An 18,973-nucleotide genomic window follows, 5' to 3' on the forward strand; every position below is an offset into this window, starting at 1 on the left:
TCTAAACCTCTCCTTATCGGTAACTGCGCTGAACGCTTACACTTCGATCGATTGTCGATATGAGCTTGGCGCAACGCCCATGACTCGCTTAAAGGCTCTGCGGAACGAATGAGAGCTGTTATACCCGACGCGAGCAGCAATTTCATCAACGGTATAAGCGTTCGTCCGTAATAAGGAGGAAGCCTGCTCTATACGAATCATCTCCAAATAGTCAGAAACATTAATATCCGTAACCTCTTTAAACAATTGTGAAATGTATTTCTCCGGCCGCTCCACCCGCTCTGCAATGCGGTATAAGGTCATCTCGGAGTCGCTATAAGCCTCAGCAATAAACCGCTTAATTTCCTCGACGGTTTGAATATGAGCATGATTTTTTTTGCTGTTGATGACGCTGCATAATGCTTCTACAATTTCGATGATCTCCTCCTGTATAGCCGCCATTGGATTAGAAGCTTGAATGCCGATGATTTGATTTTTCAACGCATGCAGCAAATCGGATTCCATGAACGTTTTCTGGTCAAGCAGCTTAAGCAGCGTACCCTTCAGCTCGCCGATCAGCTGCTGCTTCATCTCGATAGAGAGCTGCTTATTCTCCATATTAATATTCATAACCGAATGAATCATCCGCCTTGCCTCATCTGAATCTCCCGCACGAATGGTGCTAATCAGGCGCTGCTCAATGTCCATTGGATAATAATATGTCGCTGTTTCAAGCCTAGAGTCCGTAAACCATACGAAGCTTTTTTTGCTATTAAACTCGGCATACTCGATCGTTTGTTTCGCTTGCTCATAGGAATGGCTAACGTCAAGAATAGTCGTGAACGCATCTCCGAATGCTGCAGTGACCGAAATCTTATACTCCCTATAGGCGATATCGGACAGCTTCTCAAGAATATGACTCATTCGCAGCTTAGCTGCTTCGATTCCATACTCCCCTTCCATGGTCGTTATAATCGTCACAATTCGATCCGAGCCAAGATCCGTCATATGCAGCTGGCTGTCCAGATCGATTAACGCCTTTTTCAAAATGAGTCTTGCTGCATATAGCTCGTTCAGTATTTCTACGTTGTCCATGCCGGAGTATCCATTAATCTGCAAAATACCGACATAACCCTCATTCGTATCAAACCGCGTATCCGCCTGTACAGCCGCTGCCGTAATTTCCTCAGTGGTGTGAAACTCCCCAGCAATTAACCGTTTTAAGAAGCCATCTCTAACTAAAGGAAGCTGGCGTTTTAATTCCGTCTCCAGGTGGCGATTGCTCGTAATGATGCTCGATATGTTGCCCTGCAAAAAATCATATTCGTTTCGGCCCGTAAAGCCATCCTTTCCGAACTGCTCCTTCATCACCGTAAGCAGCCTATTCATTGGTGCGCTGTTTCGGTAGGACAGGAGCAGACCAGCCAGCAGGCCGAGAAGTAAAGCGATGCCTGTCACCAGCCAAGTAATGTGTTTAATTTGATTTGCGTTTTCCATCAGCACCTGCTTTGGAATTCCCGCTCGATAGGTCCAACCATTTTTTTCGGAATGAATCGTAATGACGAGATCATTATTATAAAATTGACTAACTTTGTCTTGGATGAGGCGTGAATCCGAAGACAGCAGCTTGGCATTTTCCTCGCTAATTCCGCGCAGTCCAACTGTATTCCCTTGCGCATCGCTAATATGAGCCCAGCCGCCGTAACGATCCTCTACTCCCGCGAGCAGGCTAGATATGTTTTCTTCATCAATCATGACGACCACAGTGGCAGGTGATGAGCCGCTAAAGCTGTCCAAAGGGAGCGACTGCATATACGTAACGACGGAGGATTGTTTGGCATTGCTAGTAAAGGAGCTAAGAGGCATAATTTCACTTCGGTGAGTTTTGTCCAGTACTGTTTCCTTCCATTCCGCGAGCGTAAGATCGTTATAATGAAAGTTCTGATAATAATGTTCGGGACGGAAATAGGCGGAGCCCTGCGTAAAGATCACATCATAGTTATTTAAGTAGATAAAATAGTTTTGCAAAAAATCATTTGTCTGGCTAAACGGCGTTACCTGTCTCACCATGCTCCAAATGCCATAAACGTTGACGATGTCGCCTTTTTTCTGCTCATTCATTAATTTATTTAAATCAGGATTCAAAGCGAGCTGCCTTGTGAAGCCCTCAACCTCAACCATCCTTCTCTCCAAAATATCTTGGCTCCGCTGCAGCAATGTGACGCTATTCTCAATGGAAATGGATTGTGTCACCGAGATTGAAGTACGATAGGAAACGTAGCCCGCTATGCTTGGAATGACCAAAATAATAAGATATGAAATGAGAAATTTCCGAAAAATGGTTGAGTACTTTGGCACGGTCAACCCACCTCCTTTGATTGTTAGCGCTTACATAAGATAGGCAGCACAGAAGCCTAGAAACAACAAAAGAGCTTCGCTCATTTATAATAACTTACTGACGCGAAAAGACAACTACTATTAAAAACAAGTAGTTGTCTTATTCACTAACTAGGCACATTCCGTTTAAGCTTCTTGCTGTACTAGAGCTTTCAAGTCTTTATCAAATCGATAGACGCGGCCGGGAATCAAAGAAACTTGCACTTCCTGCTCACCGAATCTTACGACCGTTTCCCCTGCAGAGAAAGCTTGAATCGTCGCTTCAGTCAGCACGCCATTTTCCCATGAGACGTCAACCTCTACATTTCCTTTGGCACGCAGTCCTTTGTATGAACCTTTGTTCCAGACAGCGGGAAGCGCTGGAAGCAGGTGAATTTCGCCCGGCTGGCTCTGAAGGAGCAGATCCGCTACCGCCGCAGTTCCGCCATAATTGCCGTCGATAACAAAAATATTCGTCTCCGCTCCGGCTACACCCGCCTTGGAATAGGTCAGCATATTATCGAAGCACAGCTCTCCAATTAAATGAGTGATATGCTTTAGCGCGCGATCTCCTTCGTACAATCTAGAGAAGCCGGTGGCGAACAGTACCGCTGTAAATTCAATATCCTCCAGCTCATCGGTCTGCATTCGGCCAATCAACGTTTGCTTAGCGGCAGCACTCAGCTCCGGCGTCTTCCGCGGCGTAATTTGATTGCTCGGGTATAAGCCAAATAAATGAGCAAGGTGGCGATGCTCCGGCTGCGCCTCCTCATAATCCTCGAGCCACTCCTGCAGCTGTCCTTTTTTCCCGATCATGAGAGGCGGCATCAGCAATAACGCTTGCTCCAGCTTCTCTTGGAATTCAGAATCCATTTGCAGCAGCTTCGCCGACTCTAGGCAAAAGGTGAACAAATCCCATATCAGCTGCTGGTCCATCGTCGACCCCATCGACAGCTGCTGAGCTTCATCCTTGCTGCCGTTCGGATAAAAGCTATTCTCCGGCGAATTGGACGGTCCGGTTACGAGCCAGCCATAAGTAGGGTGCACAGTCATATAATCAAGGAAGAAGATCGCCGATTCCTTCATAACGGGATACGCCTGCTTCATTAGGAAATCGCGGTCCAGCCCATACTCATAATGCTCCTTCAAATGCATCGCAATCCATAATCCGCCTGTTACATTCAGTCCCCAGCCCGTCTCCCAGCCCGGAGCCGAGAAACCCCAAGCATTCGAGAACACATGCGCCACCCAGCCCTCGCTTCCGTAGAAATCCTGAGCTGCTTGCCTGCCCGCAACAGATAACCGTTCAATATAATTCATCAAAGGCACATGGCATTCTGCCAAATTACTTATTTCCGTCGGGTAATAGTTCATTTCCGTGTTGATATCCAAGTGGTAGTCGCAGCTCCAAGCCATGCGATTCGCTTCGCCATCGTTCCACACGCCTTGCAAATGCAGCGGCAGCGGCGAATCCTCGCGCGAGCCTGCAATCGTTAGATAACGGCCATATTGGAAAAATAAAGCGACTAAATCCGGATCATCATACTGCCCGTTCCGAAGCTGCTTCATCCGCTCGTCTGTTGGCAGCTTCGCACTCGCCGTATCGCCTAAATCAAGAGTCACACGAGCGTACAAATCGCGATAATCTACAATATGATCCGCTCTTAGTCGCTCATAACCTTTGGCAATAGCATCTTTAATTTGCGCATGGCATTCCGAAGCCCAATTCTCATTTGACCTGCCATAATCCGTATTCACCGCGAAATATATAAACGCCTCATCCGCTTGCGATACCTTGATTTCATTACCAGCGGTTTCGATAATGCCGCCCACAGCAACGACCTTAACCTTGCCCTCGCAGAACACACCACATTTTCCGTTGCTGTGCACATCTTCCGTCGCTTGCCCGCGGAATCCAATTGCATCGTCATCCGCAGCTGATGTTGCAAAATCTCCGGTTCTTCCTTGAATGCTCAGCGAGAAGGATATTGCCCCTTTTAGCTCACTCTTTATGCGTGATACAACAATACCATCGGCATGCGTAGCGAACGTCTCACGTGTTATTTTGCCGCCAGCGCTTGTATAGGAAGTTTGTACGATTGCCTTTTCCAAGCTTAACTCACGTACCAGATCTTCCCCTTGCTGCTCGAAGCGCAAATTGATATCGCACACAGATAGGTTTGTGCCAAAGTTTTGCTTCTTCGGCTGCAGCCCTTGCTTAGCAAGCCGGTCTCCCTCGCTATAATTGCCCTTGAAAAACTGCTCTCTCATCTGCTCCAAATTGGCTTTCGGGTTTCCGTTTCCTTGAATGCGCTCCACTTGACCCGACCAGTAAGTAATTTCTGTCATGCTCCAGGTTTCGCTTTCTATTCCACCGTGAATGACCGCGCCTATTCTTCCATTCCCTATCGGCAGTCCTTGCTTCCAATCGGCTGCTGGCCCTGAATACCAAAGCTTTGAATGATTCATGCAGTCCCCATCCTTCAGTTATAAGATTCGTATAACAAATGATTTGTCAATTTCCCTGCTATCTATCGAATACGGAATTCATTAAAATATTTAGGAATGATTTCAGTGGAAGCGCCCGGCAGCTCCGGCAGCACATATTGTCCATTCTTGACGGTTGCCGGTTCAACAAAGATCGTTCTGATCCAAGGGATATACTCAAGCATAATTGCCCCCGGCGTAGCCGCCACCAAATGCTGGTGAATTTGTCCCATATCGCCGACATGCGGGCAAATTGGTATGTCGTATGAAGCAGCCAGCCCCGCGACCTGCAGCCACTCCGTAATACCCGCAACCCGCGTAACATCAACCTGACAATATTCGATAGCGCCTTGATGAATATAATCACGGAACGCATATTTCGAGTACACATGCTCACCGAGTGCAATCGGAACATTTAGTGCATCTGCCAGCTTCTTGTGGCCTAGAATATCATCAGGATTAAGCGGCTCCTCCAGCCAAAATAAATCAAATTCCTCCAGCTTCTTGCCCCAGGTCATCGCCGTATTAATATTCCATTGCTGATTAACGTCGATCATAAAGATCACCTGATCGCCAATCGCTTTGCGCACCGCCTTCACTCGGTCATAATCTTCATGTGGATCGGACTTGCCAACCTTAATCTTCACCCCCGTAAACCCCTGCTCGACAATGTCCGTGACATCCTTCAGCAAACGCTCCTTCGACCAGTTCAACCAGCCGCCGTTCGTGTTATAGGCTTTGATGCCTTTTGATTTATGTCCGCCAAGGTACTGCCATAGAGGCTTGTTGGACGCCTTCGACATAATGTCCCATAACGCTATATCCACAGCAGCAAGCGCCATATGCGTAATGCCAGCCCGTCCGATCCAGTGCATTTTGCCATACCGCAGCGTCTCCCAAATCTCCTTTACCATAAAAGGGTCCTTGCCGATCAGCTCCGGTGCGTAGTAACGTTCAATCGTGTCGACGATCATATCATCGCCATGGGCGCAGGTTCCTGTGTAGCCGTATCCGACGTAGCCTTCATCTGTAAAGATCCGAACGCCAGACAGCCCCCAATGCGTCGCCACATTAATCGCATCCGTTATTGGCGGGTCGATGGGGACATGAAGAACGAATGTTTCCACTTTTGTGATTTTCATCGTTTGTACTCCCTTCCTTTTGTTTAATAGCCTAGCGAAGCTCCGCCCTCAACCGGAAGAGCTACACCCGTTACGAAAGCCGCTTGCTGCGAAGCCAAATATAGTACCGACTGCGCGATCTCCTCCGAGGTTGCCGATCGGCCAAGCGGATGCATCGCATTCAGCGCATCCAGCGCTGCTGCTTGATCAGGCTGCTGTCTCAGCCAATCTTCCAATAAAGGCGTCATCACACCCGCCGGACACACGCAGTTGACTCTTACACCATCCGCTGCAAAATCGAGCGCCAATGACTTCGTCAGCGCAATAACGGCACCTTTGGAAGCAGCATAAATCGGATTATTCCGCTGCCCGATAAGACCGTTCAGCGAAGCCATATTCACAATCGCGCCTTTGGTTTGCCGCAATAGCGGAATCGCATGCTTGATCATCAAATACACGCCCTTCACATTTACCGCAAGAACATGGTCAAATGACTGCTCATCGATTTCCTCAAGCGGCTTTGGCAGAATAACCGCTGCATTGTTATACAGAACATCGAGCTTGCCGAATGTCTGAACCGTTTCTTTCATAAGCGCTTCAACCGCACTCTCATGTGATACATCCGTCTGAATTGCCTGCGCACATATATATGGAAGCCCTTTCAAAATTTCTTGTTGTTTATTGATTTCATCAACCACGCGCTGCCCTTCATGCTCATTCCAATCCGCTATGACGACTTGTGCGCCCTCTGCCGCGAACAACCGTGCGCTTTCCTCGCCGATACCAGAACCGCCGCCGGTTATAAGCACAACCTTATCTTTAAATCTCAAAGGCATTCCTCCATATACACGCAATCGTTAAGCTAGCTAAAGAAAAGATTTATGTTGTTAATTGATCCACATCAGCTATTGCTGTTCATTCCCTAATATTTTTGTTATTGTATCATCTATACAGGAACGTGTATTTGATCAGACATCCATCAAGTTGACAATTCATCCGCTAAATTTTATATGAATATACCAAAGAAAAGGGTGTTCGCTTGAAGAAGCTGAACGAGATCACGCCTCATGTCGGAGATTCCATGTATTACCTTTACGATGGTAGCTCCAATGAGAAGCTGCGCATTTGCAGCGTTTATGCCTTTCATTTATTTACTGATGGTCCCGGAGAAATGGAGATTGACGGCAAGAAATACCCCATCAACAATCGTACGCTGATCTTTCTTAGGCCAGAGCAGCCTCATGCCTTCCATATTTCATCCGACCATCCGCTGTCCTCCTATAATCTGTATTGTGATCTTTGGAATCAGAGTGATCCCGTCTCTACCAATCGAACGTTCATCTACGCCCCGGAGCCGTTCGAGCTGAATACCGTCGCCCCTTCCATGGCATGTGATGAACTCGACACCCTGCCATGCGTATTTTCCTTGCAGCCTTATCCAGAGCTGTACGATTCCTTCTTAATGCTCGCTAAGCTGTATAACGATTCGCAATTTTATCGAACAGAGATGATGAACAGCTTGCTCTATGCTTGGATTCTGAACTGGTATAATACGATTCATACGCACCAGCCTACCGATTATCGCATCGTCCGCTTGCTCACGCATCTAAACGCTCATCCTGAGAAACGCGAGTCCGTCGAGACATGGTGGGAATTTTGTGGGCTGAAGCGAACCTACTTTCATGCTTTGTTTTTACGAGAAACCGGACTCACGCCAAAAGCCTACCATCACAAGCTGCTCATGAGACGCGCTTCCCATCTTTTGCTCGAAAGCGAGCTGAGCGTGACTGCCATTGCCGAGAAGCTTGGTTATGCCTCTATCCATCCTTTTACACGCCATTTCAGTGCCTTCTATGGCACCAGTCCAAAGCATTACCGCATGCAGCCTCAGTCAGAGAAATGACCACCCCAGTGTGCAGCAACAAAAAAAAGCTGGAAGCACGTATATGTGCTTCCAGCTACAAAACAGTATATGTTGCTCGTCCGTAAGCACACATACGTGCTTATTACGCCAATTCGACGTGTGCGCAACAACGAAAAATGGCTGTAAGCACACATTTGCGCTTACAGCCTCAAAATAGCCTATGTGGCTCGTCCGTAAGCACACATACGTGCTTATTACGCCAATTCGACGTGTGCGCAACAACGAAAAATGGCTGTAAGCACATATTTGCGCTTACAGCCTCAAAATAGCCTATGTAGCTCGTCCATAAGCACACATACGTGCTTATTACTCCAATTCGACGTGTGCGCAACAATGAAAAATGGCTGTCACGCCTCTTATTTGAAGGCGGTCAACAACGACTTTGCTTCCTCATGTTCGGGCTCCATCGCCAAAACTTGATGCGCATATTGTAATGCTTCTGGCTCTTCGCCCTCTTCATAGCAGCAAATCGCCAGCTTGTAGAGTGCATCCACAGTCGTCTTGCCAGCCTCCATCGAACGCTCCAAATATATCCTCGCATCCGCATACAGCTCCAGCTCATAAAGCAGACTTCCGCATGTCAAAGCCAAATGGTGCTGCTCATTCATCGGATAATAGCCAGCCCACATCATGTGCATGCCCTGCCGAAAATCATCGGCTTCTTCGTCGCTGCTATCTGGCAGCAGCGACTGTATGCGCTCAGCGCTTTGAATGAACAATTGCGCATCGTAGCGGCTGAGTCGCCAGAAAGCTAAAATAGAATAAAGCTCTAGCGATTCCAAATGCTCATCAAACCATAACTTCAAGCTAAAGAAATCATCCGGTCCAAAACGTTCGACAAAACGACGATAAGCTAAGCGTGTGTTCGCATAGGTCGCTGGCTTCTCCAGCATGATGATGCAGCCGACATTCAAATTTTTATAATGATGGTTAGTAAAATAGGACAATGCGCCCTTTTGTTCAAAAACATGCTGTATCGCATGATAATTGGCCGTGAGCGAAAAGCTGCCGTGATGAATCAGTTCGGGCGGCTCAGCAAATGCCCAGTTCTCCATTCGGTGATCGCCTTTATCGGATGTAAGCAGCACAAATCCCGCTTGTGATAACCGTCCAAGCCTTTCAAGACAATCCATCCCAATCTCCGGGAAGAGGATATGCGAATCCTCAAGCTGCTGCTTATACAGCTCAATCACATTCCGATAAGGGTACGATTGCTCTTCATATTCGGCTGCTCTACGGTAATGATACTCGGGCTCTATGCTTACCAGCATGTCCGAAACATCTATGCCATCCGCCTCAGCAGCAGGTACCGTGAAGGACACCTTACATTCAAAAATATGACCTTCATCCACATAAATGAGCTCCTGCGGAATGCTGTCAAAAAAATAATTGGCTACAAGCAGCAGGGGCTGCTTCAGATCTGCCTGCTTTATCGTAACACCCGATTCCGTCAGTTGAAGCTCTGTATCACGTACTGCGTCAAACTTAGCGAAATCGAGTATTCCTTGCTGGACAAATGGCTGCAAGCGTTCATGCTGCTGCCAATAGGCAATATTTTTGACTGGCAAATCACTCATGATGTAACGAAACGGCGGAAGGTCCATACCAGCAAAATCTATCAGCTCACATAACGCCGTCAGCACTTGATAGGCTAGACGACCCGAGCCTGCTCCTAGCTCAAGGATCGTAACCGGTTCCTCCGATATACCACCTAACCTTGCTCTATCCTGTAAAAATCCAAATATGATCTCCGCATAAGCAGACGCGATCACAGGATTGTTCGTAATGTACTGCGGCACTTCATCATTTTGCCATGCCTCGATGCCCTGCTCTTCAAAATAAGCGCGCTGCAGCTCCCAAATCGGCGCTTCGCTAAATCGATAAATCGGCTGATCGCTATTATTATTCATTCTTTTAAACCTACTTTGCTTAATGTAATAAAAGAATTAAACTGGCCTTATCCAAATATCCTAGGTCAAATCCATCCGCTTTAAACCTAGCATCTGTATGCAGCCTTGTCCACTCTCACCTTAATGAATCAGCGAAACGGTTTCACCTGCCATACACAGAAAGAGAAGACGAGCCTGCAGGCTCGTCTCCTCTTTTGGCTATATTAGACGAATTAAAATACCTTCGTCGTCCATGATTCACAGTTCCATGTATCGGTTACAACATCGCGGTAAAATTCTGGTTCGTGAGAGATAAGCAAAATGCTGCCTTTGTACGCCTTAAGCGCACGTTTCAGCTCGTCCTTCGCGTCGACATCCAAGTGATTGGTTGGCTCATCCAGGACTAACAGGTTCGTTTCGCTATTGATCAGCTTGCAAAGGCGAACCTTCGCCTTCTCGCCGCCGCTAAGCACCGCAATTTTGCTTTCAATATGCTTGGTCGTCAGCCCGCATTTCGCGAGTGCCGCACGTACTTCGAATTGGGAGAGTGAAGGGAATTCCTTCCACACTTCCTCAATACACGTATTGTAGTTTGCATCCTTAATTTCCTGTTGGAAATATCCGATTTGCTGATGCTCCCCGCGCTGTACCGTACCCGATATAGCTGGAATTTCGCCTAAAATACTGCGCAGCAGCGTCGTTTTACCAATACCGTTCGCCCCTACGAGAGCAATCTTCTGACCGCGTTCCATACGAAGATCAAGCGGTCTCGACAATGGACTGTCATATCCGATAACAAGATCCTTCGTCTCGAATATGAGCTTGCCGGAGGTTCTTCCGTCCTTGAAGTTGAACTGCGGCTTCGGCTTTTCCTTCGCAATTTCAATGACTTCCATCTTATCGAGCTTCTTCTGTCTCGACATCGCCATGTTCCGCGTCGCTACGCTCGCTTTGTTGCGTGCTACGAAGTCCTTCAGATCAGCTATTTCCTGCTGCTGACGCTTATAAGCCGATTCAAGCTGCTGCTTTTTCATTTCATGAACCTGTTGGAAGTATTCATAGTCGCCCACATAGCGGTTCAGCTCTTGATTCTCCATATGATAAATGAGGTTAATTACACTGTTAAGGAACGGAATATCATGTGAAATGAGAATGAATGCATTCTCGTACTCTTGCAAGTAACGCTTCAGCCATTCGATATGCTGCTCATCGAGATAGTTCGTCGGCTCATCGAGAAGCAAAATGTCCGGCTTCTCCAGCAGCAGCTTCGCTAGAAGCACCTTCGTCCGCTGCCCTCCGCTCAAATCATTAACGTCCTTATCAAGACCAATATCCGTAAGGCCAAGACCACGAGCCGTTTCGTCAATTTTCGCGTCGATCATATAGAAATCCTGATTCGTCAGCGTATCCTGAATCATTCCAACATCCTCAAGCATTTGCTCGAGTTCCTCTGGTGTCACATCGCCCATTCTGCCGTACATATCGTTCATTTCTTGTTCCATATCGAGCAGGTACTGAAAAGCTCCCTTCAGCACATCCCGCATCGTCATTCCTTTACTGAGAACCGCATGCTGATCGAGATAACCTACGCGCATGCGCTTCGACCATTCAACCTTGCCGTCGTCAGGCTGCAGCTTGCCTGTAATAATGTTCATAAAAGTGGACTTGCCCTCGCCGTTAGCGCCGATGAGTCCAATATGCTCGCCTTTAAGCAGGCGGAAGGATACGTCGTTGAAGATCGCGCGATCTCCAAAGCCGTGGCTTAGTCGTTCTACGTTTAATATGCTCATGAATGACACCTTTTCTTTTGGAATATTATCGTTTTATTATAAACGTTATAGGCCCTACAACTCAATGTAGGATTCATTTCTAAATGATTTTCGACCAGATTCAATACTTTCCTTATCATCCGCTATTATTTTACCATATTCCAGATAAGGCAGTGTCTTCGTGAGTATTAGCCTGCCATTGACAATCGAAAGACAAACGGGTAAAATCGATCCATAAAACTATTTTAGTTTTTTTAGTTTTCTCTAGTCTAAAAGTTCTCTCTCTGGGGGTCTGTTCTTGATAGATCGAATTATGAAAGCATTTATCGAAGAGATTCATGATAAAGGAATCAAATTTACAATGGACGATTTGGCCTCTCGGCTAGGGATTAGCAAACGGACATTGTACGAGCATTTCCCTTCTAAAGTAAGTATTTTGGAAGCACTCATTGCGCAAACTTTAGGTGAATTCGATGAGAAAACAGCTCTGATCACGCAAGACGCAAGCTTATCGATTATTGAGAAAATCAGAGGTATTGTAACCCTTCTGACGAAACATTATGAATTATATGATATACGGATTTTGGAGCAAATGAAGCGTTACTATCCAGAGCAATGGAAAAAAATTGATGACGCGCTGACCGATGACTGGGATGCATTGCGCAGCGTCATTGAACAAGGCATTCACGAAGGTATAATAGTTAACAAAAATATATCTGTCATCATGAAGCTAATGATCGACGCAGCAAACTCAACACTCGATCAACGCTTTTATCAAAAAAATGAGATTACGCTTTCCGAAGCTTTATCCACCATTGTTGATATTATTCTATTTGGACTAGTGCCTAGAGCTGCAAAGGGAGAATAAAAGCCAACGCTTTTATTCTTTTTTTAAACAAGCAGAAAACTATAAAAACAAAAATAGTTTCATGAGTATTAAAATTTACTGCAACAGAAAGAGAGTGAACAGAATGAGTCTTCATTTTTATGAAGTAACAACAGAAAACTGGCGCGCTGTAGCCGCATTATCGGTGTCCAAGGAGCAGCAACCATTTATCGAAAGCAACGCCTTTTCTTTAGCCGAATGTTTATTTGAGAAAAACGCAACTTCGCTTGCATTATATGATGGCGAAACTTTAGTCGGCTATGCGATGTACGGCTGGCAAAACAACGTGAACAAGAGTGTGTGGCTTGACCGCTTTATGATTGATTACCGATTCCAAGGAAACGGATATGCCAAGCGGTTTATTCCTATACTACTCGAATATTTACAGCACTTATATGAAAGCAGAACCATTTATTTGAGCCTCCATCAACATAATTCGCGTGCACAACGGCTATATGAACATTTTGGATTCCGCTTAAACGGTGAGATTGATGCAGACGGGCCGGTTGTCGGAATGGTCATGGAATTAAATTTATAGAAACATAATAGGTGAAACCATATGAAAACATTATTTAGTAATCGCGTTTATTTATTAGTTACCGCTTCTGATTTATTGCAAAATATAGGTACATGGATACGGAACATTGCTTTGCTCTTTTTTGTATTGGAAAAATCAAATAATGACCCGGTCGCTGTGTCGATGCTGACGGTTATAGAATATTTCCCTATCTTCGCTGTTGCCCTTGTAGGCGGGGCGCTCGTTGATCGGTGGAATCCCAAAAAAACGATGATTATAGCTGACTTATTAAGTATCGTATCTATTTTGCTCATCATTGGCGTTTTGGATCTAGGCTTCTGGCCAGCTATTTATATAGCCACTTTCGTATCAACTATTATTACGCAGTTCTCTCAGCCATCATCCATTAAGCTCATTAAACGTTATGTCGAACCGCAGCATGTTGGAGCAGCTGTTGGTTTAACGCAAAGCATGAACTCGATTTTCATGATTGTTGGGCCTGTCATCGGTACCGCTATTTACGTTAATTTTGGACTTAAGGTATCCTTATACAGCTTATTGATTCTATTCTCCCTTTCTGCCTCCTTTCTTTCGTTTCTTCCTAAACAGACCCGTGAAGAGAAAAAAGAAAACAGCTCTGTTCTGAAAGAAATTAAAGAGGGCATGATCTACCTTCGTCAAAATAGAATATTGGTTGTTATAGCTGTATGGTTTGCTATTGATGGCCTGTCTTGGGGACTTATTCAACCGCTCGATGTATTTATATTGACGGAAAGACTGCAATTGCCGAAAGAGAATTTGCAATGGTTCAGTATGTTATACGGAGTCGGCATGCTAGCTGGGGGATTAATAGCTGCATCTATTGGCAATCGTTTTGAAACTCGGAAAATATTTACCGTTGTTATTATTGTAACGGCGACGGGAGTGCTCGTTCAGGCGCTTTCCACTTACGTTTGGTTGACCGCATCATTCCATCTGCTGGTCGGTTTATTTTATACCGTGCTGCAAGTACTGCTTAATATGCTATTTATCAAATCCGTACAGGATGAATACGTTGGCCGGGTTAACGGTGTGATGGTTCCTGTCTTTATCGGATTTATGTTATTCGGTACGTTTTGCTCAGGGTTTCTGAAAGAAGCGACCTCTTTAATTTTTGTGTATGGGACTTCGAGCTTCGTACTGCTGCTAACGCTGCCTATCATCGCTAGATTAAAGCCAAAGCATTTGAGCAAAATGAAGCACTAGCCGTGATTTAGGGATTAAATCAAAGAAAACACCCAACTATTCTCGCGAAAAAGCGAACTCGCAAGTTAGATGGGAGATTAGATTAAATCGCTATGATTAACTTTTTTTTATTGCTTTTAATAAAAGGATTGCTCTACGTTACACTATCTGTTTTTTGTCGTGCGACGCGAAGTTGCGGCTGTCCGTGATTTTGCGTCGTATTTTTTATTTTTTATTCTTGCTGGTTTCCTGGATAGATTGCTGACGGTTGCCTTTGGTCCAAAAAACGAACCAACTACTTTGAAAGTAGGAGGGATCTGTTGAACGAAGCCAAACAACTGCTGCATTCTTCCCATCATGGACATGATTCCATCAATACCGCCGATTCGACTAAACATAGACCCTGCTCTTTCAAAACCAGGCTCAAAAGTAGAATCAACCGGTTGACTAAAGTCATTAAATGGTTCATCTACAGTAGGAAGAATTGCGCTTATACGAGCTCTTTTTCTTCTTTCCACTTCGAATCACATTCCTTTTCTTAGTAATGTTGAAATAGGTCTACTTCAAACTATGCAAGTACATCTCTATCGGTATAGTTAGTCATCTATAAAGCTCAAATTTGTACCTTATCTTTTTAAAATATGTTCCCAGTTTGGCGGTAAATCACCTTTCTGCGGGCCTTTTATATGCTTCCAGCCTACTAGCTTTACTTGATCAGGATTCATCGGCGATATATCAAACGTCAATCGGTCCTCTCCGACTGAAATGTGCGGACCAACTACAGGAATGACATCAAGTGTGATTGAAAAATGAAATCCTCTAAAACCATTGACGCGCTGAACCTGTTCGACCTCGACAAAATACGGATATACCAGTGGTGATTCCGTTAATATATCCGAATAAATCTCAGCAATTTTCATATTGATATGCGGCAGCAAAAACAGCATTAGCATGTCCTGGAACATAAGCTCTCTCGACTCTTGTGGCCGCTCGTCCATCTTAGCGGTACTCGGTTGCTGCGTTAATATCACCATGGCAATGACTAGAACAATAATTTTTTTCATAGAGCAGAGTCTCCTTAGGTGTACGTTGTGTAAAGTATGCCTAATGAGACTTATTTTATGTGAATGAATTGTATTGGTCTCTTAAAAGCGGCCCCTCAACCAAAACGCGAATAAAACAGAATTAACATGAATAAAACAGATTGACAAAACTGAATAAAACAGAATAATATGGAATTGTAACTGGTTATAAAATCCAGAGGAGGCGATTCGATTTGTTTACCGATGAGCGTCGTGACAAGATTATTGAGCTGCTACAAAAAAACGGCAGAGTACTCGCCAAGGAACTAGCGGATATGTTTGAATTGTCGATTGATTCCATCCGAAGAGATCTATCGATTATGGAGGAGAAAGGGCTGCTCAAACGTACGCATGGCGGCGCAATACCAGCTTCTAAAGTGCGCAGCGCCCCGCTCCCGCCAGACCTTCGTTATAAAGAGGCTTCACCGCATCAAGATGCCATATCGAAATTAGCAGCTTCTTTTATACAAGAAAAGGATACTGTATTTATAGGCAGTGCAGGCATCCATTACGGCATGTTAAAGTTTCTTCCTGAGGTACCTTTTACGGTGGTTACGAATGCAATCAGAGTGGCTGATGTGTTGAAGGATCGTGAAGAAATTGATGTTTATTTGATAGGCGGCAAAGTGAAGAGTTCCGGAAACATTTCCGATACACTCGCTAATCAGTTTCTTAGACAATTCACTTTAGATCTGTGCTTCGTTGCTGGGGGCGGAATTTCCAAAAACGGGGTAAGCACCTCTTCTCCAGAAGTAGCTTCATTAGGACGAACGGCGGTCGAAATTTCTAGAAAACGAATTTGTCTAGCTCCTCATGAGAAGCTAGGCGTCGATTTTTTTGCAAAAGAAGGCCCCATTACCGATATGGATCTATTAATTACCGATAGTGAAGCCAGCATAACTGCTATTGAGGATATTGAGAACAAAGGTGTCAAAGTGTTAATTGCTCAGATTCCAGAGGTATCTTAATCATTCTTAAATCGGGGCTGCGGCTGCAGCTCCGTCTTGCTATATCGCGGTTGCTTGTATCCGAGCGTTAGGGAAAAACCGAGAATGCTTGCGCCTATACTAGGAGCTAAGACATCAATTAATCGCGATTACCACACTTTTGTTTCGCTTCCCGCTTGTCGCTCTTGACGGTAACGCTGCACCCATTGCTCTGCCACATCATCTGCTAACTTATCGAAAACTGGCGGAGCAACCTCCACCGATTCCGACTGAATGTTCAGAAAATCCAGCACCCTCAGCACTGTTCCCTCATAATCGAGAATAAAATCTTCATAAACGATCGTAAGTGGAACGATCCCTTCTTCCGTAAAAAAGTCCTCCATCGCCGCTTCCCGAAGCGAGCTTTCGATGAACAAATGGTTGATTGCATCAAAATTATAATTATCGGCAATATCATGCTCTTGCGGTTTTTGGCCATGCTGCCGATGCCACTCTCCGGATACGATGGCCCGCCACCAAGACACGGCTAAACGGACTTTATTTCTTCTCGTCATATAAATATGTTTATCGCAATTCGGAAAAGCTGCACGCCATACGCTTGCTTTTGTCGCCGTTTCTGGCAATTGAAAGATGTTCCGAAATGCAGTAATCCATTCGCTATTCATACTTGTTTTCAAGCCAAAAACACCATTTGACGAAGTACCTTCCCGCCACATCTGCTCCATTTGCTCCAGCGTCATCGTCTTGGGGTCCTTGGAGAGCAGCCATTCCCTAGGATCTCCGGCCACTCCAGTTGATGAAAGAGCTTCGTTCAGCAGGGTACTCCCTGTACGCTGTGAAAACCATATCGTATAGCTTTTTTCCGGTCTCATTCATATATCCCCCCCCTCTCTAGTCTAAATATTGTTTAATCGGGATTCGATGTACGCAACAAGCGCATTTATAGCATCTGCTTCGCCATACTTCTCCGTGTCAATGATCATATTAGGTTGTATCGGCGTCTCATAAGGGGAATCAATGCCCGTAAAATCCTTTATTTCTCCTGCTCTCGCTTTGCGATACAAGCCCTTGGGATCACGTTGTTCGCATGCCTCCAGTGAGCATTTCACATACACTTCAGCAAAATCATCCGGCCCAAACCGCTGCTTGATCTGCTTTCGGTACGATTCATAAGGGGAAATCATCGGTACAAGGACAACAAAACCTTTCTCTAGAAACATATCCGCAATCTCCATTGCACGGCGCATATTTTCCAGTCGCGCCTCTTCCGTAAATCCAAGATCCCGATTCAAGCCTTGCCGCAATCGATCGCCGTCAATGATGATGCATCTGATCCCACGCCTCAGCAGCTCACTCTCCGCTCCGCAAGCAAGCGTCGTTTTTCCTGAACCGGACAACCCCGTTAACCAGAAAATAGAACCATTATGACCATTCCACTTTTCCCAACTCGTCCTTTGCATAGCCGAAGCCTCCTTTCGATGTGAAGCCGAAGCCCACCATGACATCTGTTTGTTTTTAGTATAAAAAATTGGGATGGATGCAGGCAAGGTAATGATTCATTATAGCTGTTTGTGGGGGAGCAACTCTTGCACCATTTTTAAGCTTAACTGAAACAGCGCGCACCGATTGAGATCGGCACGCGCTGTTATAACTCTACATTTCCTTCCAATTTGTTGATTCCTTTTTGTTTAATAACTGCAGCTGAATTATGATTCTTTTTCCGTCTCCGCTTCCCACTTGGCAATTTCCTCTCGGACCCGCGGCGCAACCTCTGTTCCTAACAGTTCAATGGCTCTCATCACTTGATCATGCGGCATAGTACTTAAAGGCACGTACATCATAAAACGCGTAACGCCTACATGTTTCCGAAGATGAATTATTTTTTGAGCAACGGTTTCCGGATCACCCACATAAAGTGCTCCTTCAAAGCTGCGCGCAGCATCAAAGCTGGAACGGTCATAATGAGCCCAGCCTCGCTCTTTCCCCAGTTTATTCATGCCTGCTTGCGTGGAAGGAAAAAATGTATCTGCTGCTAGATCCGTATTTTCTGCAACAAAACCTATGGAATGAGACCCCACTTTAAGTCGCGATTCATCATGGCCGGCATGCGCAGCCGCTTTCTTATAAAGCTGTACAAGTGGTTCAAATTGCATCGGGCTTCCACCAATGATCGCAAGCATCAATGGCAGCCCGAGCAGTCCAGCACGGATTGCAGAGTCCCGATTGCCTCCGCTGCCTACCCATATCGGCAACGAATTTTGAACAGGCCGAGGATATACGCCTAAATCATGAATGGCAGGCCGATGCCCGCCCTTCCAGGTTACTTTTTCGGACCCTCGTATTTTTAAGAGCAATTCCAGATGTTCCTCGAACAGCTCGTCATAGTCATTCAAATCATAGCCAAACAGTGGAAAAGATTCGATAAAGGAACCCCGACCAGCCATAATCTCCGCACGTCCATTTGAAATACCATCGAGCGTTGCAAAATCCTGAAAAACACGTACCGGGTCAGATGAAGAAAGCACCGTTACTGCACTCGTTAGCTGAATCCGTTTCGTCTGTGAGGCAGCCGCAGCTAGCACAACTGCAGGTGAAGATGCTGCATAATCCTTCCGATGATGCTCACCTACGCCAAATACATCAAGTCCCACTTGATCGGCAAGGACAATTTCCTCGACAACCTCACGCAATCGCTGCGCATGACTTATTACTGCACCAGTATGAATATCCGGCTTTGTTTCTACAAACGAAGTTATTCCTATTTCCATGGTC

Annotated in this window: 16 protein-coding genes; 5 read left to right on the forward strand and 11 right to left on the reverse strand. The window is 45.5% G+C overall.

Going from position 1 to position 18,973, the window contains the following annotated elements; translation table 11 throughout:
• Window positions 1–36: 36 nt before the first annotated feature.
• From AC0VYE_RS30675 to AC0VYE_RS30690, 4 genes are all read right to left on the reverse strand, one after another.
• On the reverse strand, window positions 37–2,337 hold the full coding sequence (locus tag AC0VYE_RS30675) for an AraC family transcriptional regulator (protein ID WP_475444559.1): 2,301 nt from the start codon (window positions 2,335–2,337) through the stop codon (window positions 37–39).
• Between the two features lie 165 nt (window positions 2,338–2,502).
• Window positions 2,503–4,824: a glycoside hydrolase family 95 protein gene (locus tag AC0VYE_RS30680; RefSeq protein ID WP_475444561.1), complete on the reverse strand. Its 2,322-nt coding sequence runs from the start codon at window positions 4,822–4,824 to the stop codon at window positions 2,503–2,505.
• Between the two features lie 62 nt (window positions 4,825–4,886).
• Window positions 4,887–5,984, reverse strand: coding sequence for a mandelate racemase/muconate lactonizing enzyme family protein (locus AC0VYE_RS30685; protein WP_475444563.1), 1,098 nt, complete (start codon window positions 5,982–5,984; stop codon window positions 4,887–4,889).
• A gap of 23 nt (window positions 5,985–6,007) precedes the next feature.
• The gene (locus tag AC0VYE_RS30690; protein ID WP_475444565.1) at window positions 6,008–6,793 is read right to left on the reverse strand and encodes an SDR family NAD(P)-dependent oxidoreductase; all 786 of its coding nucleotides are present in this window, start codon (window positions 6,791–6,793) and stop codon (window positions 6,008–6,010) included.
• Window positions 6,794–7,002: 209 nt separating this feature from the next.
• Between AC0VYE_RS30690 and AC0VYE_RS30695 the strand changes: the two genes are divergently transcribed.
• On the forward strand, window positions 7,003–7,866 hold the full coding sequence (locus AC0VYE_RS30695) for a helix-turn-helix domain-containing protein (protein ID WP_475444567.1): 864 nt from the start codon (window positions 7,003–7,005) through the stop codon (window positions 7,864–7,866).
• A gap of 377 nt (window positions 7,867–8,243) precedes the next feature.
• On the opposite strand, the gene AC0VYE_RS30700 is transcribed toward AC0VYE_RS30695, so the two are convergent.
• Window positions 8,244–9,797, reverse strand: coding sequence for a tetratricopeptide repeat protein (locus AC0VYE_RS30700; protein WP_475444570.1), 1,554 nt, complete (start codon window positions 9,795–9,797; stop codon window positions 8,244–8,246).
• 212 nt (window positions 9,798–10,009) lie between these two features.
• Window positions 10,010–11,566, reverse strand: a complete 1,557-nt coding sequence (locus AC0VYE_RS30705) for an ABC-F family ATP-binding cassette domain-containing protein (protein ID WP_475444572.1) — start codon at window positions 11,564–11,566, stop codon at window positions 10,010–10,012.
• A 292-nt stretch (window positions 11,567–11,858) separates the two neighbouring features.
• Between AC0VYE_RS30705 and AC0VYE_RS30710 the strand changes: the two genes are divergently transcribed.
• The 3 genes from AC0VYE_RS30710 (at window position 11,859) to AC0VYE_RS30720 (ending at window position 14,193) form a co-directional block, all read left to right on the forward strand.
• On the forward strand, window positions 11,859–12,413 hold the full coding sequence (locus tag AC0VYE_RS30710; RefSeq protein ID WP_475449785.1) for a TetR/AcrR family transcriptional regulator: 555 nt from the start codon (window positions 11,859–11,861) through the stop codon (window positions 12,411–12,413).
• A 103-nt stretch (window positions 12,414–12,516) separates the two neighbouring features.
• Window positions 12,517–12,969: a GNAT family N-acetyltransferase gene (locus AC0VYE_RS30715; RefSeq protein ID WP_076270339.1), complete on the forward strand. Its 453-nt coding sequence runs from the start codon at window positions 12,517–12,519 to the stop codon at window positions 12,967–12,969.
• Between the two features lie 21 nt (window positions 12,970–12,990).
• A complete protein-coding gene (locus AC0VYE_RS30720) occupies window positions 12,991–14,193 on the forward strand; it encodes an MFS transporter (protein ID WP_475444574.1) in 1,203 nt (400 codons plus the stop codon).
• Window positions 14,194–14,336: 143 nt separating this feature from the next.
• Here AC0VYE_RS30720 and AC0VYE_RS30725 read toward each other — a convergent pair whose 3' ends face one another.
• Window positions 14,337–14,690: a hypothetical protein gene (locus AC0VYE_RS30725; protein WP_076270337.1), complete on the reverse strand. Its 354-nt coding sequence runs from the start codon at window positions 14,688–14,690 to the stop codon at window positions 14,337–14,339.
• Between the two features lie 108 nt (window positions 14,691–14,798).
• Window positions 14,799–15,236 (reverse strand): DUF3888 domain-containing protein, encoded by a 438-nt coding sequence (locus tag AC0VYE_RS30730; RefSeq protein WP_076270336.1) that lies wholly within the window; start codon window positions 15,234–15,236, stop codon window positions 14,799–14,801.
• A 212-nt stretch (window positions 15,237–15,448) separates the two neighbouring features.
• Between AC0VYE_RS30730 and AC0VYE_RS30735 the strand changes: the two genes are divergently transcribed.
• Window positions 15,449–16,222, forward strand: a complete 774-nt coding sequence (locus AC0VYE_RS30735) for a DeoR/GlpR family DNA-binding transcription regulator (protein WP_076270335.1) — start codon at window positions 15,449–15,451, stop codon at window positions 16,220–16,222.
• 128 nt (window positions 16,223–16,350) lie between these two features.
• Here the strand turns inward: AC0VYE_RS30735 and AC0VYE_RS30740 are convergent, their stop codons facing one another.
• From AC0VYE_RS30740 to AC0VYE_RS30750, 3 genes are all read right to left on the reverse strand, one after another.
• Entirely contained in the window at window positions 16,351–17,073 is a 723-nt protein-coding gene (locus AC0VYE_RS30740) for a Stf0 family sulfotransferase (protein WP_475444577.1), read from the reverse strand.
• Between the two features lie 24 nt (window positions 17,074–17,097).
• Window positions 17,098–17,661, reverse strand: a complete 564-nt coding sequence (gene cysC, locus AC0VYE_RS30745) for an adenylyl-sulfate kinase (RefSeq protein ID WP_475444579.1) — start codon at window positions 17,659–17,661, stop codon at window positions 17,098–17,100.
• A gap of 246 nt (window positions 17,662–17,907) precedes the next feature.
• Complete coding sequence (locus tag AC0VYE_RS30750) at window positions 17,908–18,969, reverse strand: LLM class flavin-dependent oxidoreductase (RefSeq protein ID WP_076270332.1); 1,062 nt, start codon at window positions 18,967–18,969, stop codon at window positions 17,908–17,910.
• Window positions 18,970–18,973: the final 4 nt, after the last annotated feature.

Source organism: Pristimantibacillus sp. Z349TD_6 (assembly GCF_056173205.1).